This window comes from Mesorhizobium erdmanii USDA 3471 (assembly GCF_000472705.1).
GTDB lineage: Bacteria > Pseudomonadota > Alphaproteobacteria > Rhizobiales > Rhizobiaceae > Mesorhizobium > Mesorhizobium erdmanii.
Genome location: NZ_KI421453.1, coordinates 326,217 through 348,276, shown reverse-complemented (window position 1 = coordinate 348,276; position 22,060 = coordinate 326,217). Strand labels below are relative to the sequence as shown.

General features: G+C 64.1%; 20 protein-coding genes and 1 pseudogene. 13 read left to right on the top strand and 8 right to left on the bottom strand.

All coding sequences use genetic code 11. From position 1 onward, the window contains the following. Positions 1-95 precede the first annotated feature (95 nt). The 9 genes from A3AU_RS0129080 to A3AU_RS0129040 all read left to right on the top strand — a co-directional run bounded on the left by A3AU_RS0129080 (position 96) and on the right by A3AU_RS0129040 (position 9,580). On the top strand, positions 96-1,085 hold the full coding sequence (locus A3AU_RS0129080; protein ID WP_027056029.1) for an ABC transporter substrate-binding protein: 990 nt from the start codon (positions 96-98) through the stop codon (positions 1,083-1,085). Between the two features lie 176 nt (positions 1,086-1,261). Then, entirely contained in the window at positions 1,262-2,074 is an 813-nt protein-coding gene (locus A3AU_RS0129075; RefSeq protein ID WP_244277575.1) for an ABC transporter permease, read from the top strand. A 13-nt stretch (positions 2,075-2,087) separates the two neighbouring features. Then, the gene (locus A3AU_RS0129070) at positions 2,088-2,891 is read left to right on the top strand and encodes an ABC transporter ATP-binding protein (RefSeq protein WP_027056027.1); all 804 of its coding nucleotides are present in this window, start codon (positions 2,088-2,090) and stop codon (positions 2,889-2,891) included. 43 nt (positions 2,892-2,934) lie between these two features. Beyond that, entirely contained in the window at positions 2,935-4,539 is a 1,605-nt protein-coding gene (locus A3AU_RS0129065) for a GMC family oxidoreductase (protein WP_027056026.1), read from the top strand. A gap of 130 nt (positions 4,540-4,669) precedes the next feature. Continuing rightward, positions 4,670-5,944: a flavin-containing monooxygenase gene (locus A3AU_RS0129060; RefSeq protein ID WP_032918318.1), complete on the top strand. Its 1,275-nt coding sequence runs from the start codon at positions 4,670-4,672 to the stop codon at positions 5,942-5,944. Positions 5,945-5,988: 44 nt separating this feature from the next. Next, positions 5,989-6,405 carry a RidA family protein gene (locus A3AU_RS0129055; RefSeq protein WP_027056024.1) on the top strand — a complete coding sequence of 139 codons (417 nt, stop codon included), beginning with the start codon at positions 5,989-5,991 and terminating at the stop codon, positions 6,403-6,405. A 4-nt stretch (positions 6,406-6,409) separates the two neighbouring features. Next, positions 6,410-7,084: a DUF1028 domain-containing protein gene (locus A3AU_RS0129050; RefSeq protein WP_027056023.1), complete on the top strand. Its 675-nt coding sequence runs from the start codon at positions 6,410-6,412 to the stop codon at positions 7,082-7,084. Positions 7,085-7,103: 19 nt separating this feature from the next. Then, a complete protein-coding gene (locus A3AU_RS0129045; RefSeq protein ID WP_027056022.1) occupies positions 7,104-8,594 on the top strand; it encodes an aldehyde dehydrogenase in 1,491 nt (496 codons plus the stop codon). 50 nt (positions 8,595-8,644) lie between these two features. Then, positions 8,645-9,580 carry a LysR substrate-binding domain-containing protein gene (locus tag A3AU_RS0129040; protein WP_027056021.1) on the top strand — a complete coding sequence of 312 codons (936 nt, stop codon included), beginning with the start codon at positions 8,645-8,647 and terminating at the stop codon, positions 9,578-9,580. 10 nt (positions 9,581-9,590) lie between these two features. On the opposite strand, the gene argE is transcribed toward A3AU_RS0129040, so the two are convergent. After that, positions 9,591-10,757 carry an acetylornithine deacetylase gene (gene argE / locus A3AU_RS0129035; protein ID WP_032918315.1) on the bottom strand — a complete coding sequence of 389 codons (1,167 nt, stop codon included), beginning with the start codon at positions 10,755-10,757 and terminating at the stop codon, positions 9,591-9,593. A 277-nt stretch (positions 10,758-11,034) separates the two neighbouring features. Here argE and A3AU_RS0129030 point away from each other — a divergent pair, with 277 nt between their 5' ends. Continuing rightward, positions 11,035-13,104 (top strand): oxidoreductase, encoded by a 2,070-nt coding sequence (locus A3AU_RS0129030; protein WP_027056019.1) that lies wholly within the window; start codon positions 11,035-11,037, stop codon positions 13,102-13,104. Positions 13,105-13,181: 77 nt separating this feature from the next. Then, positions 13,182-14,054, top strand: coding sequence for an S-formylglutathione hydrolase (fghA, locus tag A3AU_RS0129025; protein WP_027056018.1), 873 nt, complete (start codon positions 13,182-13,184; stop codon positions 14,052-14,054). A 19-nt stretch (positions 14,055-14,073) separates the two neighbouring features. Here the strand turns inward: fghA and A3AU_RS1000000140905 are convergent, their stop codons facing one another. The 7 genes and pseudogenes from A3AU_RS1000000140905 to A3AU_RS1000000140810 form a co-directional block, all read right to left on the bottom strand. Then, on the bottom strand, positions 14,074-15,009 hold the full coding sequence (locus tag A3AU_RS1000000140905; RefSeq protein WP_335337262.1) for a nucleoside hydrolase: 936 nt from the start codon (positions 15,007-15,009) through the stop codon (positions 14,074-14,076). A 63-nt stretch (positions 15,010-15,072) separates the two neighbouring features. Then, a pseudogene (locus A3AU_RS1000000140900) lies at positions 15,073-15,915 on the bottom strand (nucleoside hydrolase); the annotation flags it as partial. A 10-nt stretch (positions 15,916-15,925) separates the two neighbouring features. After that, positions 15,926-16,912: an ABC transporter permease gene (locus A3AU_RS0129010; RefSeq protein ID WP_027056017.1), complete on the bottom strand. Its 987-nt coding sequence runs from the start codon at positions 16,910-16,912 to the stop codon at positions 15,926-15,928. Beyond that, positions 16,900-17,940, bottom strand: coding sequence for an ABC transporter permease (locus A3AU_RS0129005; RefSeq protein ID WP_027056016.1), 1,041 nt, complete (start codon positions 17,938-17,940; stop codon positions 16,900-16,902). Before A3AU_RS0129005 ends, A3AU_RS0129010 begins: the two co-directional genes overlap by 13 nt. Further along, a complete protein-coding gene (locus A3AU_RS0129000; RefSeq protein WP_027056015.1) occupies positions 17,940-19,505 on the bottom strand; it encodes an ABC transporter ATP-binding protein in 1,566 nt (521 codons plus the stop codon). The genes A3AU_RS0129005 and A3AU_RS0129000 overlap by 1 nt, the downstream gene beginning before the upstream one ends. Before the next feature lie 106 nt (positions 19,506-19,611). After that, on the bottom strand, positions 19,612-20,106 hold the full coding sequence (locus A3AU_RS1000000140815) for a BMP family lipoprotein (RefSeq protein WP_272481102.1): 495 nt from the start codon (positions 20,104-20,106) through the stop codon (positions 19,612-19,614). Then, positions 20,049-20,615, bottom strand: coding sequence for a BMP family lipoprotein (locus A3AU_RS1000000140810; RefSeq protein ID WP_272481101.1), 567 nt, complete (start codon positions 20,613-20,615; stop codon positions 20,049-20,051). The genes A3AU_RS1000000140815 and A3AU_RS1000000140810 overlap by 58 nt, the downstream gene beginning before the upstream one ends. 253 nt (positions 20,616-20,868) lie before the next feature. Here A3AU_RS1000000140810 and A3AU_RS0128990 point away from each other — a divergent pair, with 253 nt between their 5' ends. Together A3AU_RS0128990 and A3AU_RS0128985 are read left to right on the top strand one after the other, a co-directional pair. After that, positions 20,869-21,453, top strand: coding sequence for an amino acid synthesis family protein (locus tag A3AU_RS0128990; RefSeq protein ID WP_027056014.1), 585 nt, complete (start codon positions 20,869-20,871; stop codon positions 21,451-21,453). After that, positions 21,450-22,034, top strand: coding sequence for an amino acid synthesis family protein (locus A3AU_RS0128985; RefSeq protein WP_027056013.1), 585 nt, complete (start codon positions 21,450-21,452; stop codon positions 22,032-22,034). The genes A3AU_RS0128990 and A3AU_RS0128985 overlap by 4 nt, the downstream gene beginning before the upstream one ends. Positions 22,035-22,060 lie beyond the last annotated feature (26 nt).

Genomic DNA, 22,060 nt, shown 5'->3' with positions numbered 1-22,060 from the left:
TAAAGAACCTCAGGCGGCAGCCTTCGGCGATCCGTCCGAAGCGGGTTTTTCGGCGCCGCCAGCGCCTGACCTCAGAAAAAAGACAGGGGAACGTGATGACGACAATAATCTCGAAGTTCCGCCGTGCCGTGCTTGCGGCCGGCATTGCCCTGAGCGCCCTTTCGGTGAGCCTCCACGCCGAAGCCGGCAGCTTGAAATTGGGCATGACGACCTGGGTCGGATACGGCCCGCTCTTCCTTGCGCGCGACATGGGCTACTTCAAGGAAGGCGGTCTCGATGTCTCGCTCGAAATCATCGAGGAAGCATCGATGTACATGGCGGCCGTCGCCGCCGGCGAGCTCGACGGTAACGCTTCGACCATCGACGAAATCATGAAGTACCGCTCGAAGGATTTCTGCTTCAAATCGGTCTATGCGCTGGACGACAGCCATGGCGGCGATGGCGTCCTGGCACCCAGCGGGATCAAGAGCATCGCCGATCTAAAGGGCATGGAGGTCGGCCTGAACGAAGGCTCGGTGTCGCAGTTCTGGTTCAACATCCTGCTGAAGCAGGCCGGCCTGAGCCAGTCCGACGTGAAGATCACCAACATGACGGCGGATGATGCCGCCGCCGCCTTCATGGCCGACCGCATTCCCGTCGCCGTGACCTGGGAACCGCATCTGACGCTGGCCAAGAAGGAAAACAAGGGTCAGGTCCTGATCGATTCCTCGAAGACACCCGGACTGATCGTCGATGTGGTGGCGCTGAACTGCGACTATATCAAGAAGAACCCCGCGGATGTCGAGGCGCTGGTGAAGGGCCTCTACAAGGCCAACGAGTTCATCAAGGAAAATCCGGAGAAGGCCTATGAAGTGATGGCCAAGGGTGTCGGCGGCTGGCTGAAGGATCCGAAGGACTTCGCCTCCTCCGCCGCCGGCGTGAACTTCTACGGCAAGGCGCGCAATGCTGAATTCTTCGCCGGGGGCGAGGGTGGGGAGGCGGGCAAGCTGATCAAGCTTGGCGGCGACATCTGGGGCGGCTTCGGCAAGCTGAAGATGGATGTCAAATACGACGACCTCGTCGATACGTCCTTCCTGGCAAAGTGACCTCGCCTTTTGATGCGACTTGGCCTTCTGAAGTGATCAGGCCTTGCGCCTTGTAACGTGAGCTCGCCGGACCGCAGGCCGAACCTCTCGCCTGCGGTCTGTCCAGCCCAAAGGGTTTCCCTGTGACACTGGCACCGAATGCAACGTCTCCCATCAGCCATATCGTGACCACGAACGTGGATAAAAATCAGCCCGGTCGATCCGCCTGGAAAGCTGTCACCACGCCTTTTCGGGCCGTGTCGCGCCCGCTCTCCATCTCACTCAGCGTTCTGGTCTGGGTCGCGGTCATCGGCGGCTGGTTCGCCTTGACCTATTCCGGAGCGGTCAAGGAAATGTTCCTGCCGCGCCCCGAATCGGTCTTGATAACCACCATCAACATGGCGCTCGATGGCTCTCTATGGGAGCACGTGCTTGCCAGTGTCCAGGTGGTGTTGATCGGCTTCGTCATTTCGAGCGTCGTGGCGGTGCCGCTCGGCTTGACGATGGGCACCTACCGCATCGTCCAGGCCGCGCTCGATCCGCTCGTCAATTTCATCCGTTATCTGCCGGTGACGTCCTTCGTGCCGCTTTTCATCCTGTGGATCGGCATCGGCATCGAACAGCGCGTGGCCGTCATCATCTTCGGCATCTTTTTCCAGCAATTGGTGATGATCGCCGACAGCGCTCGCGGCGTTCAGCGCGACCTTGTCAACGCGGCCTATACGCTCGGCACCAAACGCGGCGACACGGTCTTCCACATCGTCTTTCCAGCCACGCTTCCCAACGTGCTCGACGTGCTTCGCGTCACCATGGGCTGGGCCTGGACCTATCTGGTCGTCGCCGAACTCGTCGCCGCGCGCAGCGGGCTAGGCTACATCTCGCTCAAGGCGATGCGCGGCTTCCAGGTCGACGTCATTTTCATGGCCATCGCCCTGATCGGCATCCTCGGTCTCTGCACCGACCAATTGTTCCGGGGCATCCGCCGCCTCGTCGCTCCCTGGGCCAATTGAGGAGGTCGCCGACATGGACGCCATGACACTCGCGACGAAACCGAAGAGCGCCGACATCGGCATCGACAATGTGGTCCTGCGCTACGGCAAGGGCGACAACGCCGTGCTGGCGCTGGACGGCATCTCGTTCCATGTCGTGCCCAACGAGTTCTGCGTGATCGTCGGTCCATCCGGCTGCGGCAAGTCGAGCCTGCTCTATCTCATCGCCGGCCTCGAGGAGCGTACCGGCGGGATGATCTCGGTCGGCGGCAAGCCGGTTACCGAACCGGGCCCTGATCGCGGCATGGTGTTTCAGGCCTATACGCTGTTTCCCTGGCTGACGGTGGCGCAGAACGTCGAATACGGCCCGAAGCGGCAAGGCATGCCGGCGGCCGAACGCAGGACCATCGTCGAGCATTTTCTGCAAGAGGTTGGCCTGGCGAAATTCGCCAACCATTATCCCTCGCAACTGTCGGGCGGCATGAAGCAGCGCGTGGCGATTGCGCGTGCGCTCGCCAACGATCCGCAGGTGCTGCTGATGGACGAGCCCTTCGGGGCGCTCGACAGCCAGACGCGCCACTCGATGCAGAAGCTTCTCCTGAGGATCTGGGATCATTCCAAGAAAACGGTCCTCTTCGTCACCCACGACATTGACGAGGCGATCCTGCTGGCGGACCGGGTGCTCGTCATGTCGGGCCGGCCCGGCCAGATCAAGAAGGAAATCCGCGTCGGCTTCTCGCGCCCGCGCAGCATGGACCTGGTCATGGAGCCCAACTTCATCGCCATGAAGCGGGAAATCCTCGAGCTCCTGAAGAACGACGAAGACGACGAGCATTAGGCGGCGTCGGCGGTCCTCGGGTGGATCACGAAACAGGCATGGCATGAGCATCCCAACCGCGGATTTCGACTATATCGTCATTGGCGCGGGCTCGGCCGGTTGTGTCTTGGCCAACCGGCTGAGCGCCGATCCCGCCAGCCGCGTCTGCCTGGTCGAGGCCGGCGGCAGCGATGACCGAACAAGGGTGCGCGTGCCGGCCGGCATTCTCTCGCTCTACGGCAATCCGAACTTCGACTATGGCTACAAGGGCGTGCCACAGCCGCAACTCGACAATCGCCGCATACCCGTCAACCGCGGCAAGCTTCTCGGCGGGTCGAGCTCGATCAATTCGATGGTTTATATCAGAGGTGCCGCGCAGGACTACGATGAGTGGGCGGCACTTGGCTGCGCGGGCTGGTCCTATGCCGACGTGCTGCCGGTCTTCAAGGCGCTGGAGCGGAACCGTCTGTCGCAAGACCCGGCCTATCACGGCTTCGAGGGCGAATTGCTGGTCGACAGTCCGCGTGATCCCAACGCTGTATCCCATCTGTGGGTGGAGGCGGGTCGTAACATCGGCCTGCCCGAAAACCGCGACTTCAACGCCGATGGCCAGCTCGGTCTCGGCATCTACAACGTCACCCAGGACAAGGGCGAGCGCTTCTCGGCTTATTCTGCCTTCGTCCGCCCGGTTCTCGGCCGCTCGAACCTCCAGGTCCTGTCGGGCGCCGAGGTGCTCGATCTGGCGGTCGAAAGCGGGCGCGTCACCGGCGTCAATGTGATCAAGGATGGGGAGAGCCAGCGGCTGGGATGCCGCGCCGAGATTGTCCTCAGCGCCGGCGCGATCGGCTCGCCGCGCATCCTGCTTGCCTCCGGCATCGGTCCGGCCGACGAACTGAAGGCGGCGGGCATGGAACCGGTGATGAATGTGCCCGGCGTCGGCAAGAACCTGCGCGACCATGTCGACGGCATGATCACCGTGCGATCGAAGAGCGCCAGCACGCTCGGCCTGTCGCTCGCCAATCTGCCGGCGATGATGGCTGCACCCTTTCAGTATTTCGTCCGGCGCAAGGGCATGCTGACGACCAACTATGTCGAGGCCGGCGGCTTCGCCAAGACCAAATATGCCGGCGATGTTCCCGATGTCCAATTCCACTTTGTTCCGGGCTACCGAAGCCATCGGGGCCGGCTCGTCGAATACGGCCACGGCTATGCCGTGCACACCTGCGTGCTGCGCCCCGGAAGCGTCGGCGAAATCACGCTCGAGCGCGACGGCACCCGCCGCAACGTGCTGATCGATCACCGCTTCTTCAGCGACGGGCAGGATGCCCTGACCCTCGTCGAGGGCATCAAGCTGGCCCGCTCGATCCTGGCTGCGCCGGTCTTTGCCGGTATTCGCGGACCGAAAATCCTGCCGGGACCCGATGTCGTCACCGACGGCGAAATCCTCGCCTATCTGCGTGCCGAGGCGCTTACCGTCTATCACCCGGTCGGCACGGCCAAGATGGGCAACGACGCGATGGCGGTGGTCGATCCCGCCGGCCTCAAGGTGCGCGGCTTCGACAATCTGCGCGTAGCCGACGCCTCGATCATGCCGACCCTGATCGGTGGCAACACCAATGCGCCATCCATGATGATCGGCGAGAGGGCGGCCGCGGCTATATTGTCGTAGGCTTCAGCGTTTAGGGACAAGCTAACCACTGCCACGTGAAATCGTAATTTTCGCTAATCGGCCGCTCCAGTACACCAGCGATCTGACCTCCTCGCATCCGCAGAAACTCTTGGGGGGAAAGGACGCAGAAATGTCGGTCGAAAAAATAGACACACTTGTCGTCGGCGGTGGCCAGGCCGGGGTGGCTATGTCTGAGCACCTGAGCAAATGCGCGGTGCCGCATCTCGTTCTCGAACGTGGCCGGATCGCCGAGCGCTGGCGATCGCAAAGATGGGACTCGCTGGTTGCCAATGGACCGGCCTGGCATGACCGTTTCCCTGGCATGGAATTTCCCGTGACCGGCCCCGACGGTTTTCCCCCCAAGGAGGAGGTTGCGGACTACTTCGCAGCCTATGCAAGGCAGATCAGCGCCCCGATCCGCTGCGGCGTCGAGGTCATGCGCGCGCAAAGAAATGTCGGTCGGCCCGGGTTCCGCGTCGAGACGTCGGATGGAGTGATCGAAGCCAACAACATCGTCGCGGCGACCGGACCTTTCCAGGTCCCTGTCATCCCCGCCCTTGTCCCCGGAGATGCCGGCATTCAGCAGCTTCATTCCAGCGCCTACCGCAACCCCGGGCAGTTGCCAAAGGGCGCGCTGCTGGTGGTCGGGGCGGGGTCGTCAGGTGTGCAGATCGCCGATGAGCTGCAGCGCTCGGGGCGGCGCGTCTACCTCTCGGTCGGCCCGCACGACCGCCCGCCGCGGGCCTATCGCGGGCGCGATTTCTGCTGGTGGCTTGGCGTTCTCGGCAAATGGGACCTCGAGACCCCGGGGCCCGGGACGGAACATGTGACGATCGCGGTGAGCGGCGCGCGTGGCGGCGAAACGATTGATTTCCGCCGACTGGCCGCGCAGGGGCTCACCCTGGTCGGCATGACCAAAACCTATCAGGACGGCATAATGACCTTCGCGCCCGATCTGGCGAGGAACATTGCCCGCGGTGACGCCAACCTGATGTCGCTGCTGGACGAGGCCGACGCCTATGTCGCGCGCAACGGTCTCGACCTCCCGGAGGAGCCCGCGGCCCGCCGGATCGACCCGGATCCCGACTGCCTGATCAACCCGATCGGCGAACTCGATCTGGCCGAAGCCGGAATTGCGGCGATCATCTGGGCGACCGGCTTTGCCGTCGACTACAGCTGGTTGAAGGTCGATGCTTTTGACGAGAAGGGGCGGCCAAGGCATCAGCGCGGCGTCTCGACCGAGCCTGGACTCTACTTTCTCGGCCTGCCCTGGCAGTCGCGAAGAGGATCGAGTTTCATCTGGGGTGTCTGGCATGATGCCAAGCATGTGGCGGACCGGATTTCGACGCAGCGCAAGTATCTGGCCTACCATGCCGCCGCACGGCGCGAGACGGTGGACGCTTGATCGACGCCGACAACAGCCACGAGCCCGATCTGATGGAGACCAGGATGGCGCATACGAGAATCCGCAAATTCAATACCAAGGACACCTATCCCGAGCAGAAACTCGACAATGATCTGTGCCAGGCGGTGGTCACGCGCGGCGGCCGAACGATCTATCTGCGCGGCCAGTGTCCGCAGGATCTCGACACCGCCAAGAATATCGATAGCCACGATCCGGCCGAGCAGACGCACAAGGTGATGCAGAACATCAGGCAGCTCATCGAGGAGTGCGGCGGCACCATGGAGCATCTGGTCAAGGTGGTCGTCTACATCACCGACGTGCGCCATCGCGAGGCGGTCTACCGCACCATGGGCGAGTACATCAAAGGCGTGCATCCCGTTTCGACCGGCCTCGTCGTGCAGGCCCTGGCGCGGCCTGACTGGCTGGTCGAGATCGACGGTACCGCCGTAATTCCGGATTGATGCGATGACCTTCTCCATTGTCGCGCGATGCGGCCGCACGGGCATGTTTGGCGTTGCGGTCTCGTCTTCCTCTCCGGCGGTGGCGGCGCGCTGCGCCTATGCGCAGGCGGGCGTGGGCGCGGTCGCCAGCCAGAACGTCACCGATCCGACGCTGGGCACGAGGGGGCTCGAACTCATGGCACGCGGTGCCTCGGCGGCCGAGGCGGTCGCCGTACTGAAGCGCACCGGGGCCTGGAGCGACTACCGGCAGGTGCTGGCTGTCGATGCCGCTGGCACCAGTGCTATCCATTCCGGGCCGAAGGCGCTTGGCATCTGGGCGGAAGCGCGCGCGGACAATGTCGCCTGCGGCGGCAACATGCTGGCCCATGGCGGCGTGCCGCAAGCCATGGTCGAGGCTTTCCTGGCCTCGGAAGGGCCTCTCGGCGACCGCCTGATCGCGACCATGCGCGCCGCGCTGAAGGCCGGTGGCGAGGCAGGCCCCGTCCATTCCGCTGGCATGAAGCTGGTGCGCGAGGTCGCCTGGCCGGTCGCGGACCTGCGCTGCGACTGGAGCGAAGGCAACCCTATCGAGGAATTGTCGGCGCTGTGGGACCGCTACAAGCCGCAGCTCGATGCCTATGTCACCCGCGCCATCAATCCGTCCGACGCGCCGAGCTACGGCGTCCCTGGCGACGAGTAGCCAGCAGGGGGCAACGGCATTGAGCGAACTCAGCCACAAGGACTGGATCGGCAAGGCGTCCGCGATCCGGTTTCGTGACAAGGCGTTCATCGACGGCAAGCCGGTCGCGGCGCGTTCGGGCCGAACCTTCGCCAGCATCAATCCGGCCACCGGCGAAACGCTGGCCGAGGTGGCGTCATGCGGCGAGGAGGATATCGATCTGGCGGTTGCCGCAGCCAGACGCAGTTTCGAGGCCGGTGTCTGGTCGCGCACCAGCCCCGCGCACCGCAAAGAGGTGCTGCTGCGGCTGGCCTGGCTGGTACGAGAGAACCTGCAGGAGCTCGCGTTGCTCGAGTCGCTCGATATGGGCAAGCTGGTCATGGAAGCGGCGACTGTCGATGTTCCGGGTTCCGCGGCGATCTTCCAGTGGTATGGCGAGGCCATCGACAAAATCTACGACGAAGTGGCGCCGACCGGCGGGAGCGATCTGGTGCTGGTGCGGCGCGAACCGCTCGGCGTGGTCGGTGCCGTGGTGCCATGGAATTTCCCGCTCGACATGGCGACCTGGAAATGCGCGCCCGCGCTGGCGGCGGGCAATTCGGTGGTGCTGAAGCCGGCGGAGCAGTCGCCTTTCTCGGCGCTCAGGCTGGCGGAACTCGCCATGGAGGCGGGACTGCCCCCCGGCGTGCTCAATGTCGTGCCTGGCCTCGGCGAGACGGCCGGCCAGGCGCTCGGCCGCCACATGGATGTCGACTGCCTTGCCTTCACCGGATCGACCTCCGTCGGCAAGATGTTCCTGCAGTATTCGGGCCAGTCGAACATGAAACAGGTATGGCTCGAAACCGGCGGCAAAAGCCCGAACCTTGTCTTTTCCGACTGCGGCGATCTCGATGCGGCGGCCGACATGGCGGCGTTCGGCATCTTCTTCAACCAGGGCGAGGTGTGTTCGGCCAATTCGCGCCTGTTGGTGGAACGCACCATCAAGGATGCCTTCGTCGAGAAATTGGTCGAGCGCGCGGCGGCCACTCAGCCGGGCGATCCGCTCGACCCGGCTTCGAAAATGGGCGCCATGGTTGATGCTCGCCACGCCGCCAACGTCATGCGCTTCGTCGAGGCCGGCAAGAAGACCGCGTGCCTGGTTGCCGGCGGCGATCGCGTCACGGTCAACGGCCGCGGCAGCTTCATACAACCCACCATCTTCGACAATGTCGCTCATGACGACCCAATTGCCAGGGATGAGATATTCGGGCCGGTGCTTTCGGTCATTGCCTTCGACGATGAAGAGGAGGCTATCCGCCTCGCCAATGACAGCCCGTACGGGCTGGCGGCATCGCTGTGGACCGACAGTCTGTCGCGCGCCCACCGCGTCGCCGCTCGGCTCCGCGCCGGCACGGTTTCCGTCAACACGGTAGATGCGCTGAACCCGATGACACCGTTCGGCGGCGTCAAACAATCCGGCTTCGGCCGCGACCTGTCGTTGCATGCGCTGGACAAGTACACCGCGCTGAAGACGACATGGATCAAGTACTGAAACGGTACGGGCGCTTGCTCGAAGTCGCTAAAACGGCAACATAGCTATCCATGCCGCTACGCTTCACGCTGAGACAACTGGAATATTTCGTCGCCGTCGGCGAAGCCGGCTCCATTACCAAGGCCGCCGAACAGGTCAATGTTTCGCCGCCTTCGATCTCGGCGTCGATCGCGCAACTGGAGGCCGAATTCGGCGTCCAGCTTTTTGTCCGCAAGCATTCGCATGGCCTGTCGCTCACGGCTGGCGGGCGCGTCTTCCTCAAGGAGGCGGCCAGGCTGCTTGCCGACGCCGATGCCTTACACGATATCGCCGGCGACATCGCCGAGAAGGTGCGCGGGCCGCTGGCGGTCGGATGCCTGCTGACCTTCGCGCAGATCGTCATGCCGACACTGCGCATGAAGTTCGAGCGCGCCTATCCCGAGGTGCGGTTCCGCCAGTTCGAGCGCAACCAGGGCCAACTGCTCGAAATGCTGCAGCGCGGTGAAATCGACGCGGCGCTAACCTACGATCTCGAATTGTCGCAGGACACGACCTTCGAACCGCTGATGCTGGTGCCGGCCTATGTCATGCTGCCGCAGGGGCACCGCTTCGCCGGCAAGGCGTCGATCACGACGGAAGAACTGGCCGTCGAGCCGATGGTGCTGCTCGACCTGCCGTATAGCCGCGAATATTTCCTCTCCGCCTTTCATTCGCGCGGCATCAGGCCGAACATTGCCGAGCGCACCGGCGACATCGCGGTGATGCGTTCGATGGTCGCGAACGGCTTTGGCTATGGCATCGCCAACATGCGGCCGCTCAACACTTTGGCGCCCGACGGCAAGCCGCTGGTCTTCGTGCCGCTGGAGGGGGATTTGCGGCCCCTCACCATGGGAGTCGCCTTGCCCAATGCCGAGCACCGCACACAGACCGTGCAGGCCTTCATCGATCACTGCCGCCGTTTCGTGGTCGAACAGGGCGTGTTCGGCAGCGGGCGGGTCGTGGAATAGCCGCGTTCCCTCACATCGCCTGAAGCCAGTGATCGGCAAGCCGCCGCAAGAGAGTGTCCAGCATGTCGTCGCAGCGGCGCAGCTGTTCGACGCTGACGAATTCGTCCGGCCTGTGCCCTTGTGCCATCGATCCCGGTCCGCACACGATGGTCGGCGTGCCGAGGTCGCGGCTGAACAACCCACCTTCTGTGCCGTAGGCAACCTTGATGGTGTCGTTGGCGCCGGTCAACGACTTGACGAAGGCCACGGCCCGCGAATTCGCCGGCGTGTCCAGGCCCGGATAGGTGTTGGTGATGTCGATGTCGATGGCCGCCTCCGGCGCGATCGTCGAAGCGGCAGCGGCAATACGGGTGGCCTGCGCACGCAGCCCATCGAGGATTTGATCGGCATTGTCGGCCGCGACGTTGCGGATCTCGAAATCGAGTTGGCACAGGTTCGGCACGATGTTGAGCGCCACGCCGGCATTGATCTTGCCGACATGGACGGTGGTGTAGGGAACGTCATAGTCGCCGTCACGCGCGCCATCGCGCGCCAGCCGATCCTGTTCCTGACGCAGTGCGGAGATGAAGTCGCAGCCGAGATGAATGGCGTTGAGAGCCAGGGGAGCCAGCGCGGAATGGCCTTCCCGTCCCTTGCAGAGGGCGCGCGCCGCAAGCTTGCCCTTATGCCCGGTCGCCACCTGCATGTTGGTCGGCTCGCCGACGATGCACAGCAACGGCCGGTGCGGTGCGGCCTTCAGCATGTCGATCAAGCTGTGCACGCCGATGCAGCCGATCTCCTCGTCATAGGAAAGCGCCAGATGCAAGGGCGTTTGCAGGTTCATTTTCGCGGCCTTGACAAAGGCCGCGAGCGCGCAGGCGACGAAACCCTTCATGTCGGACGCGCCGCGGCCGTAGAGTCTGCCGTTGCGCGCGGTCATCTCGAAGGGCGGCAGCGTCCAGTCCTGGCCGTCGATGGGGACGACATCGGTGTGGCCGGACAGCATGACGCCTGGAGTGTCGGCCGGCCCGATGGTGGCGAACAGGTTGGCCTTGTGGCCATCCGCGCTGCGGATGATCTGGCAGGCAATGCCTTGTGCCGCCAGCAACTCCGTCACGTAGCCGATGAGGTCGAGGTTCGAAACGCGGCTCACCGTCGGGAATGCGATCAGCTTTTCAAGGATCTGGATACTGTCCATGCGTCTCACATCTTATTAGTCAGGCACTGTCTAGCATCGCGCGGCCACGGCGTTGAAGTCGCATTTGGCTCAGCGGGGATTCACCGGAGGCTAACCCGGCCGGCTTGGAGATTAGGCCGGTCCTAATCGGCACAGAAGAAATCTGTAATTTTCCGGCGCTGGCGGCAACTTATGAGTAGGTTCACGGCATCTGCCACCGGGCGGACCGGCTTGGGCCAAGGTTTTGAAACCATCGCCGCGCATGCCGCGATGCGACGCTGGCAGGAAGGAATCTTATATGCGCGACCCACGCTACGCCATTCTGTTCGAACCCGTGAAAATCGGTCCGGTGACCGCCAAGAACCGCTTCTACCAGGTGCCGCACTGCAATGGCGGCGGCTACCGCGATCCGTCCGCTGCCGCCGAGATGCGGCGCATCAAGTCGGAAGGTGGTTGGGGCGTCATCTTCACCGAACAAACCGAGATGCACCACACCTCGGAGATCACCCCCTTCATCGAGCTCAGGCTGTGGGACGATGCCGACATCCCGGCGCTCGCCAGGATGGCCAAGGCCATGCACCAGCATGGCGCGCTGGCCGGCATCCAGCTCGCCTATTCCGGTATTAATGGTCCGAACCTCTACACCAAGGAAGTGCCGCGCGGACCGTCGGCCTTGCCCATTCGAACCTTCACCAACGATCCGGTCCAGGCCCGCGCCATGGACAAAGCGGACATACGCGACCTCAGGCGCTGGCACCGCAATGCCTTCAAACGCGCCAAGCTGGCGGGTTTCGACCTGGTCTGTCTCTATGGCGCGCATGGCTTCGGCATCATCCAGCATTTCCTCTCGACCGCCACCAACCAGCGCAGCGACGAATATGGCGGCTCGCTGGAAAACCGTTCGCGGCTGATGCGCGAGCTGATCGAGGAGGGCAGGGATGCGATCGGCGACACCTGTGGCCTGACGCTCAGGCTATCGCTGGACGAGATGATCGGCGATCTCGGCTTCGCCAATTCCGAAGTTCGCGACATGATCGAGATGCATGCCGACCTGCCCGACCTCTGGGACCTGGCCCATGGTGCCTGGGAGGATTGTTCGGGGCCGTCGCGGTTCAAGGAGGAGGCGGCGCAGGAGAGCCTGGTGTCGGGTATCAAGACGCTGACCTCGAAGCCGGTTGTCGGCGTCGGCCGCTTCACCTCGCCGGATGTCATGGTCAGGATGATCAAGTCCGGCACGCTCGATTTCATTGGCTGCGCGCGTCCATCGATCGCCGATCCCTTCCTGCCGAGGAAGGTGGAGGAGGGGAGGATCGAGGATATCCGCGAGTGCATCGGCTGCAACATCTGCATCACCGGCGACATGACCATGTCGATCTCGCGTTGCACGCAGAACCCGACCTTCATGGAGGAGTGGCGCAAGGGCTGGCATCCCGAACGCATGCAGGCCAAGGGCGACAGCGACAGCGTGCTGATCGTCGGCGCCGGCCCGGCCGGGCTGGAGGCTGCCCGCGCGCTTGGCCTGCGCGGCTATCAGGTGGCCATCGCCGAGGCCGGCACCGAACTCGGCGGCCGCGTCGCGCGCGAATGCCCTCTGCCGGGGCTGTCTGCCTGGGGCCGCGTGCGCGACTATCGCCAGTACCAGCTCAGCCAGATGCCCAATGTCGATATCTACTTCGAAAGCCGACTGTCGGCCGAGGAGATCCTGGCCTTTGGCTTTCAGAACATCGCGCTCGCCACCGGCTCGTATTGGCGCCGCGACGGCGTGGCGCGCGCCCATGTCGTGCCGATGCCGATAGATCCGGCCATGCCGGTCTACACCCCGGACGATCTGATGGCCGGCAGCGTGCCGACAGGCAACATCGTGCTGTTCGACGACGACCACTACTACATGGGTGGCGTCCTGGCCGAGCTGATGGCGCGCAACGGCGCCAAGGTGACGCTGGTGACGCCGTCCGCCTATGTGTCGGACTGGACCCGCAACACGCTGGAGCAGGGCGCCATCCACCGCCGTCTGGCCGAGCTCGGCGTCGAGATCGTGCTGAACCGGACTGTGACGCGCATCGTGCCGGGCGGCGTTGCCACCGCCTGCGCCTACACCGGCGCCGAACGCGACATCGCCGCCGACGCCGTGGTGCTGGTGACCTCGCGCCAACAGGACGACGCGGTGTGGCGCGACCTGAAAGCGCGGCGCGACGAATGGGCCGACAATGGCATTCGCTCGATCAAAATCATCGGCGACGCCGAGGCGCCAGGCCCGATCGCCTGGGCGACCTATGCCGGCCATCGCTTCGCGCGGGAAATGGACGAACACGATATCGGCGATGCGCTGCCGTTCCGGCGGGAAGTGACAGCCCTGGCGGCGGAATAGGCGGGGGTTGCGCCTGGCAACCATGGTCCGTAGACAGGCGGCCGTGAAGCACGTTTGCCGATGGCGGAGAAGAAACCATGCCGGACCGGATGAAGACCATCTCCTCTGCCAAGTCGCATGGCGGCGTGCAGGGCGTCTATTCGCACGCTTCGGATGCCTGCTCCTGCGAAATGACTTTTGCCGCCTTCGTGCCGCCACAGGCACGTGAAAAACCTTGCCCGGTCGTCTGGTATCTTTCCGGCCTCACCTGCACGCATGCCAATGTCATGGACAAGGGCGAGTACAGGCGGATGGCCGCGGAGCTTGGCCTGATCGTCGTCTGTCCCGACACCAGCCCGCGCGGCGCCGATGTTCCCGACGAGGCGGACAATTGGCAGTTCGGTTGCGGCGCCGGCTTTTACGTCGACGCCACGCAAGCGCCCTACGCAACGAACTACCGCATGTATTCCTACGTCACCGAGGAATTGCCGGCGTTGATCGCGCGGGAGTTTCCGGCCGATATGACGCGCCAGGCGATCTTTGGCCACTCGATGGGCGGGCATGGCGCGCTGACGATCGCACTCAAAAATCCCGAACGCTTCAAAAGCTGCTCGGCCTTCGCGCCGATCGTGCAACCAAGCACCGCCGGCTGGTCGCGGCCGGCTTTCGAAAAATATCTCGGCGCTGACGAGGGATCATGGCGGGGCTACGATGCCACCTTGCTCATCGAGGACGGCCACCGCTTCCCCGAGCTTTTCGTCGATCAAGGCACGTCGGACGGTTTTCTCAAGGATGGGCTGAGGCCTTGGCTTCTGGAAGCCGGCTGCGCCAAGGCCGGCATCCCGCTGACCCTGCGCATGCAGGACGGCTACGACCACTCGTACTTCTTCATTTCGACGTTCATGGACGACCATCTGAGATGGCATGCCCATAGATTGTCCGACCCGGCGCTCGGCACCGGGCCACGCTGAACCCAAAAACCGAGCGGGTCTAATCCCGCAGCAGGTCGAACATCAGCTTGAAGAAACGGTCGGCGTCGACCTCATGGGCGATACGCGCATTGTCCTTCTCGCCGCGCTCGCTCCAGAAATCGGCAACCGTCGCGCCGAAAGCATAGGTGCCGGACAGGTCGACGCCGATATGGGCCGGGCGCGTACGCACCAGTGTCGGGTCGATGGCCAGCGCCAGTGCCAAAGGATCGTGCATGGCGCCGCCGACGCCCATCGAGTTGCGGTGCAGCTTCTCGTAGAACAGCAGCCAGTCGTTGACGAGCTTGCCGAGCGGCGTGTCGATGGTAGCCAGTTCGGCATATTGCGGCGCCTCGATCAGCACCTGCATGGTGACATCGAGCCCGACCATAAGGATCGGGACGCCGCTGTCCAGCACGATCTTCAGCGCCTCCGGGTCGCAGAAGGCATTGAATTCCGTCGGCGTGATGATCTCGCTCTTGCGGTAGAACACGCCGCCCATCCAGATCAATTCCTTGATCTTGGGCAGCACGTCGCGATGCTTGAGGATCATGAGGCCGATATTGGACAGCGGGCCGGTGGCGACGACCAGGATCGGTTCGGGCGCGGCGCGCAGCTTGTCGGCCAGGAAATCGACGGCGTGCTGGTCGACCGGTTTGATCGTGGCCTGCGGCAGATAGGGCGAGCCTTCGAGGCCGCTCGGGCCATCGGCGGTGCCAAGCACCAGCGGCCGCGCCAGCGGGCGGTGGCAGCCTTGGGCGACGGGCACGTCGCCGGCGCCGATATACTCCAGGATGCGCAGCGCATTGGCCGTCGTCTTTTCGACCTCGGCATTGCCGCAGGTCGTGGTGACGCCGATGAGTTCGATGGCGGGCGAGCGATGCGCCATGACCAGCGCGATGGCGTCGTCGTGGCCGGGGTCGCAGTCGCGCGTGGTTTTCGGTCCGCCGCCGGGCAGCAGCTGCCGGCCGCGATGGGCAACCGTCTGTCCGCGTGCGAGGCGCCCGTCCAGCACGACATCGACGAAGAGCGGCTCGGTCATCGTGGCAAGGGCCGGGTCGAAAGCCAGCGCCACGGTGATCGCGTCGTCCATCGGGAATCCGACCAGGTCGAAGAACTCGCGCCAGATGTCGATATAGATCGGAAAACTGTCGGCGATCATGTCGACGACGGCGTTCTTTCGGGCAACGGCCTGCATGTCGGCGATGTCGTCGCGCGTCAGCATCGAGGCAGCGACCCGGTTGTCCTCACAGATATCGAGCGGCACCAGGATCTTCTCGACATCGGCGTTGAGCACGATGCGCGACGCCTCCGGATCGGCCCAGATATTGTACTCCGACAGCGGCGTGATGTTGCCCGGCGTCTGGAAGTTGCCGCCCAGCACCAAGAGCTGCTTGAGCGCGACCGTCAGGCGCGGCTCCTGCAGCAGCGCCATCGCGGCATTGGTCAGCGGCCCCGTCGTCACCAGCGTGATCTCGCCCGGATTGGCCATGACCGTCTCGATGATGAAGTCGACCGCATGTCCGGGCGTTGCCGGGCGGACGGGAGGTGGTGCCGGCGGATTGAATTTCTTGAGCCGGTCGCCGAAGCGAGCGACGAGCCGCTTCTCGAAATGCACCGGCGCCTCCATGTCGGCCTTGGCATTGCCGACGATCGGCCGCCACGCGCCGGCGTGAACCGGGATATCGTCGCGCCCGGCAAGCGTCAGCGTGTTGAGGACGACATTGGTAACCTGTTCGATCGGCCCGGCTGCACCGGTCACCGTGGTGACGCCTTCGAGCCTCACATTCGGGTTCGCCGCGGCAAACAGCACGGCCAGAATGTCGTCGCCGGCAGAATCCACGTCGAGGATTATGCGTTCCATGAGAGTTCCTTCATTGCGGATTTTTATCGACCTGGGCGCTGTTCCTGTCCGCCGACAGCAGTTTCTGCATCGACGCCAGCGTCTCCTTGATGATTTTTGGCCGCGCCCGGTAGGACAGCGCGAACAATGCCGTTAGCGCGACGACGTAGGGCACGGTAAGCACCAGATAGGATGGGAAGCCAAAGGTCTGCAGGCGCAGCGAGAAGGCATCGGCGAAACCGAACAGCAGGCAGCCGGCCAGCACCTTCAGCGGATCGCCGTTGGAGAAGATCAGGATCGCCACCGCCATGAAGCCGCGGCCCGAGGACATGTTTTCGGTGAACATGGTGATGTAGCCGAGCGACAGATGCGCGCCGGCGAGTCCCGCCAGCAATCCGCACAGCAGCGAGGCGATGTAGCGGACGCGGGTGATCGAGATGCCGAGTGCCTCGGCGGCTTCGGGCTTTTCGCCGACGACGCGGATATAGAGCCCGAGCCGGGTGCGGTTGTAGAACAGCACCAGCAACGGCACGGCGAGGAACGCGACGTAGACGATCGGCGTGAAGCCGGAGATCAGCGGCGCCCACGAGCCGAGCAGCGCCTGGGCGCCTGGTATTTGCACCTTGGGCAGGCCGACAATGCCGTGGCCGACGATCGATCCGCGCGTGCCGAAAATCGCTTTCATCAGCGAAATTGTCATGCCGCCGGCAAGGATGTTGAGCGCCAGCCCGACGACGACCTCATTGGCCCGGAACGTCACCACCAGCACGGCAAAGGCAAGCGCGAAGGCGAGGGCGGCGGCGACCCCGCAAGCGACGCCCGCGAACGCCGAACCTGTCCAGATCGAGCCGATGACGGCGAAGAAGGCGCGGGCCAGCATCTGCCCTTCGAGGCCGATGTTGAAGATGCCGGCCTTGGTCGTGAACGACCCGCCGAGCGCCACCAGCAGGATCGGTGCGGTGGTGCGCAGCGTCGCCGCGATCAGCGCGACGTTGATCAGCTTGTCTAGAATTTCCATCGCCGCTCCCCCGCCTGGCTGTCGCCACGGCGTTTGATCAGAACCTGCGCCGATACGCTGAGGATGATCAGCGCCTGGATCACGGTGATGATTTCCCGCGACGCTGTGGTGTCGACCTCGAGCAGCAGTGACCCGCTGCGCAGCGCGCCGAAGAAAAGCGCCGTGACGATGGTGGCGACCGGCGAGCCGTTGGCGAGCAGGGCGGCGATCAGCCCGTCGAAGCCGAAACCGGGAGCAAAGCCTTCCATGAAACGGTGATGCACGCCAAGCGTCTCGACGCCGCCGGCAAGGCCCCCGACGGCGCCCGAAAGCAAGAGCACGACAAAGCCCTGCCGTTTGACGTTGACGCCGCCATATTCCGCGAATTTCGGCGCCGATCCGACCATGGTCACGCCGTAGCCCCAACTGGTGTAGCGGAAGATCAGCGCGGCACCGACCGCCAGCACGAGGCCGATGAACAGCCCCCAGTTCAGCCGCGAGAACGAAAAGATCTCGGGCAGGTAGGCTGTTGCCAGGATCGGCGGCGTCTCCGACCAGCCGCCGGGCCGCTTGAACAGGAAGATGGTGAAATAGGAGGTGAGCAACACGGCGATGTAGTTCGACAGGATGGTCGAGACCACTTCGTTGGTGTTGTAGCGGGCGCGGAAATAGGCCGGGATGGCGACCCAGGCCGCGCCCGCGACGACCGCAAGGGCAAGTGCGGCCAGCGTATGGATGCCCGCGGGCAGGGAAAAGCTGAAACCGACCCAGGCGGCGGCAAACCCGCCGAGGAACAGCTGGCCCTCGATGCCGACATTGAACATGCCGCCGCGCAGGCCGATGCAGGCCGCGACGCCGCAGATCAGGATCGGCGTCGTCTGCAGCAAGGTGCCGGCAATCTTTTCCTGGTCGCCAAAGGCGCCGCGCAGCAGCGTCATCAAGACATGGACCGGGCTTTCGCCGACCAGGAGGATGATGATGGCCCCCATCAGCAGGGCTACGCCCACGGCGATGATCTGGCCGGAAATGGCGCGCAGGCGGTCAGTCATCACGCGGGCTCCAACTGCGGCATCACGCCCGCCATCATCATGCCGATCCTGTCCTCGTCGGCATCGTCGCCGGCGACTTCGCCCATGATCCGTCCGTTGAACATGACCAAAATGCGGTCGGCGAGCGCCGCCAGTTCGTCAAGCTGCACGGAAATCAGCAGGATCGCACGGCCGGCAGCGCGCTGGCGCATGATCTCGTCATGGATGGCCTCCTGGGCACCGATGTCGACACCGCGCGTCGGCTGGTCGATCAGCAGGAAGTCGGCGCCATTGGTGAATTCGCGCGCCAGCACGACCTTCTGGATGTTGCCGCCGGAAAGGCGCTTGACCGCATCGTCCGCTCCCTGCGCGCGGATGTCGAAGCCCTTGATCAGCGCTCCGGCATTCCCGGCAATCGCTTTCCAGTCGAGCATGCCGTTGCGGCTCCACGGCGCGCGGTGCTGGCGGCCCATCAGCGTGTTTGCCGCGATCGACGCATTGCGATCGACCCCGCGCACCATGCGGTCGCCCGGAACATGGGCAAGGCCGGCCTCGCGGATCGCGGCGGGGGAGAGTGTGGTGAGGTCCTGGCCTTTCAGCCAGGCTTCGCCATGGCTTGCCGGGCGCAGGCCCGACAGCACTTCCGCCAACTCCGTCTGCCCATTGCCGGCGACGCCCGCAATTCCCACCACCTCGCCGGAGCGGACGGTAAAACTGGCGCCACGGACAGCCGGCAGCCGGCGATCGTCGCGCGCCCAGAGATCCTTGACGTCCAGCACGATGTCGCCGTCAGGCGCCGCCCGCGGCCGCCGGTCGAAACTGACCTCGCGGCCGACCATCATGCGCACCAGCTCGTCCTTGCTGAGTTCCGATGTCGGGCGGGTCGCCACCTTGCGGCCGTTGCGCAGCACCGTCACCGTGTCGGACACCTCCATCACCTCTTCCAGATGATGTGAGATGAAGATCACGGTCATGCCCTCGGCGACGAAACTGCGCAGCGTCTGGAACAGTTCGCGGCTTTCCTGCGGCGTCAGCACCGCGGTCGGCTCATCGAGGATGATGGTGCGGGCGCCACGCACCAACACTTTCAGGATTTCGATGCGCTGCTCGATGCCGACCGAGAGCAGCCCAACGCGCTCGGTCGGATCGACATGCAGCCCGAAACGCTTCGACAACTCCTGCGTGCGCGCGATCTGCGCTTTATGGTCGATCAGCCCATGACGGCGGATTTCCATGCCGAGAAAGACATTGTCGGCGACCGAGAGGGAAGGCACCAGCTTGAAATGCTGGTGCACCATGCCGAGCCCCGCCTTGATGGCGGCCGCCGGATCGGCGACCACCGTCGCTTCGCCATTCAGCCGGATCGACCCTTCGTCGGGCTGCAGCAGGCCGAACAGGATGTTCATCAGCGTCGTCTTGCCGGCGCCGTTCTCGCCGATGATGGCGTGTATTTCGCCCCGGCGAACGGCAAGGTCGATGCCGTCATTGGCAACGAAGGCGCCAAAACGCTTTGTGATGCCTGTCAACTCGACGGCCATTGCGGCTGTGCTGTGGAGGGTCGGGGACCCCGGCGCGTTCGACACCATGCTCTCGCGGATTGAGGGGGCTCTCGCAGATTGGACACTGATCCGCCGCGGCTTGCCGCGGCGGATCAGTGTAGCGCTTTCTTGGGAGGGATGCGCTGTTGCTGGCCTATTTCGCCTTGGCGATCACGATCTTGCCGTCGAGGATGCCCTTCTTGATGTCGTCCAGCTTGGCCGTCACTTCGGCCGGGATCTTCGGCGCGATGTCGTCGCAGACCTTGAACTCGACACCGCCCGACTTGAGGTCGAAGGTGCGCGTGCCGGCGGTGACCTTGTTGCCCCCGACCTCGTCCTTGATCAGCGTGTAGACGGCGATGTCACCGCGCTTCAGCATGCTGCCGAGCACATTTCCGGGAGCCGTGCCGCACATGTCGATATCGACGCCGATCGAGTATTTGTCGGCGGCGGCACTTGCCTGCATCACACCTTCGCCGGTCGGGCCGGCGACATTGTAGACGATGTCGGAGCCTTGGCCGTACAGCGCCTGGGCGAGTTCGCTGCCCTTGGCCGGGTCATCGAACGTGCCGGCGAAGACGGAGTTCACCTTCACGTCGGGCGCGGCGTATTTGGCGCCCTGTTCGTAGCCGCCAAGGAAGTTGCGGATGACCGGGATGTCGCGGCCGCCGACGAAGCCGATTGCCTTGCCGTCGCCGATCTTGGGAATTCGCTGCCCTTGGCCTCGATCATGCTGGCCAGCGCGCCGGCGACGAAGGAACCTTGTTCCTCGGCGAAATTGGCATAGATCATCTTGGGATTGTCGAGCACACCATCGATGAAGACGAAGCGCTGGTCGGGATATTCCTTGCTGACCTTCTGCAGCGAATCCACCAGTTCCCAGCCCATCACGAAGATGAGGTCGTACTGTTTGCCCTTGGCGAGATTTTCGAACTGCTCCTGGTAGTCCAGGGCGCGGTTGCCGGTGTCGACCAGCTTGAGGTCGATGCCGAAATCGGTCTTGGCCTTGTTGAGGCCGTTGACGATCGAAACGCCAAAGCCCTGTGCAAAATAACCCGAGATGGCGGCGACCGAAACCTTGGTCTGTGCGGCGGCCGATCCCAACGAAACGGCCAGCATCGTACCGGCCAGACATAAACTTTTGAGCGCCCTTGTCATGTTATTCCCCTTCAGCTTTTTTCAGCTTTTGAAGCCACGCCTTGACCATCCCCACATGTCGCCGGAACGTCGGCGAGTTCGTTGATGGTCATATGAGTTTAGGAGCGGCCCGACAGGCTGTCAATCGTCCTCCCATGCAGTTTTCCAGGCCCGTCATCGGCATCCTCCGCCTCCGTGCTTGACAAATATCGGCGATCCATAATTGTTGATACTCTAACGGATTTCGAGAGCGACGGGACGAAGGATACGCGCAATGCCAGCAGTGGTGGTCAGGAAATTTCTGGTCCAGGTCGAAGAGATTTTCCATGAGGGCGGTCCGCCTGCGGCACGCCCGCCAAAGCGCGGGGCGATCGTCGCCGTCATCGCCAACCCTTTTGCCGGACGCTACGTCGAGGAGATCACCGGCTTCATGGAGGATCTGAAGCCGCTCGGCCTCGAAATGGCGCGGCGCCTGATCGATGCCATGGGGGATGGCGTGGCCGCTGTCGAAGGCTATGGCAAGGGCGCCATCGTCGGTGCCGCCGGCGAGCTCGAGCATGGCGCACTGTGGCACAATCCCGGCGGTTACGCGATGCGCGAACTCCTCGGCAACGCCAGGGCCATTGTGCCCTCGACCAAGAAGGTTGGCGGCCCCGGAACGCGCATCGACATTCCGATCACGCACATCAACGCCTCCTATGTGCGCAGCCATTTCGACGCGATCGAGATCGGCGTCGGCGATGCGCCGCGGGGCGACGAGATGGCGGTCATCCTGGCGATGACCACCGGTGCGCGCGTTCATGCACGGGTCGGCGGCCTGGCTGCCGCCGACATCAAGGGCGAGGACGGATTGCGATGAGCACGGAAATCCGCCGCATCATCACCATCGTCGAGGAAACCCGGATGGAGGGCGGCCGCCCGGTCGACCCGCCGACGCGGCGTGCCGCGGCGATCGCGGTGATCCGCAACCCTTATGCCGGCACGTTCGTCGAGGACCTGTCGGCATTGAGCGATATCGGTGAAGCGCTGGGCGACATATTGCCGAAGCGGGCCGTCGCTGCGCTTGGCATTGCCGGCGATCAGGTCGAGAGCTTCGGCAAGGCAGCCGCCGTCGGCGCCGATGGCGAGCTTGAACATGCCGCCGCCATCCTGCATCCGAAGCTCGGCGCGCCGTTCCGCGATGTGCTGGGCAAGGGTGCGGCGCTCATTCCTTCCTCGAAGAAGCGCGGCGGCCTCGGCGTGCCGCTCGACATTCCGCTCGGCCACAAGGACGCGGCGCGGGTGCGTAGCCATTTCGACGGCATGGAGGTCCGTGTCCCCGATGCCCCGCGTGCCGACGAGATCGTCGTCGCCATCGCCGTCACCGATTCCGGCCGGCCTCACCCGCGCGTCGGCGGGCTGACCAAGGACAAGATCGTCGGCAAGGACGGCGTCGGTTGATGCGCTCGCGGGCGGCTGCCGCCAGG

Bases quoted from the DNA above. Each gene is read 5' to 3' on its own strand.
- argE (WP_032918315.1), bottom strand. From the start codon at position 10,757: ATGGACAGTATCCAGATCCTTGAAAAGCTGATCGCATTCCCGACGGTG.
- A3AU_RS0128990 (WP_027056014.1), top strand. From the start codon at position 20,869: ATGCCAGCAGTGGTGGTCAGGAAATTTCTGGTCCAGGTCGAAGAGATT.
- A3AU_RS0129030 (WP_027056019.1), top strand. From the start codon at position 11,035: ATGCGCGACCCACGCTACGCCATTCTGTTCGAACCCGTGAAAATCGGT.
- A3AU_RS0129065 (WP_027056026.1), top strand. From the start codon at position 2,935: ATGAGCATCCCAACCGCGGATTTCGACTATATCGTCATTGGCGCGGGC.
- A3AU_RS0129005 (WP_027056016.1), bottom strand. From the start codon at position 17,940: ATGACTGACCGCCTGCGCGCCATTTCCGGCCAGATCATCGCCGTGGGC.
- A3AU_RS0129000 (WP_027056015.1), bottom strand. From the start codon at position 19,505: ATGGTGTCGAACGCGCCGGGGTCCCCGACCCTCCACAGCACAGCCGCA.
- A3AU_RS0129060 (WP_032918318.1), top strand. From the start codon at position 4,670: ATGTCGGTCGAAAAAATAGACACACTTGTCGTCGGCGGTGGCCAGGCC.
- A3AU_RS1000000140810 (WP_272481101.1), bottom strand. From the start codon at position 20,615: ATGACAAGGGCGCTCAAAAGTTTATGTCTGGCCGGTACGATGCTGGCC.
- A3AU_RS0129050 (WP_027056023.1), top strand. From the start codon at position 6,410: ATGACCTTCTCCATTGTCGCGCGATGCGGCCGCACGGGCATGTTTGGC.
- A3AU_RS0128985 (WP_027056013.1), top strand. From the start codon at position 21,450: ATGAGCACGGAAATCCGCCGCATCATCACCATCGTCGAGGAAACCCGG.
- fghA (WP_027056018.1), top strand. From the start codon at position 13,182: ATGCCGGACCGGATGAAGACCATCTCCTCTGCCAAGTCGCATGGCGGC.
- A3AU_RS0129010 (WP_027056017.1), bottom strand. From the start codon at position 16,912: ATGGAAATTCTAGACAAGCTGATCAACGTCGCGCTGATCGCGGCGACG.
- A3AU_RS0129040 (WP_027056021.1), top strand. From the start codon at position 8,645: ATGCCGCTACGCTTCACGCTGAGACAACTGGAATATTTCGTCGCCGTC.
- A3AU_RS0129080 (WP_027056029.1), top strand. From the start codon at position 96: ATGACGACAATAATCTCGAAGTTCCGCCGTGCCGTGCTTGCGGCCGGC.
- A3AU_RS0129070 (WP_027056027.1), top strand. From the start codon at position 2,088: ATGGACGCCATGACACTCGCGACGAAACCGAAGAGCGCCGACATCGGC.
- A3AU_RS0129055 (WP_027056024.1), top strand. From the start codon at position 5,989: ATGGCGCATACGAGAATCCGCAAATTCAATACCAAGGACACCTATCCC.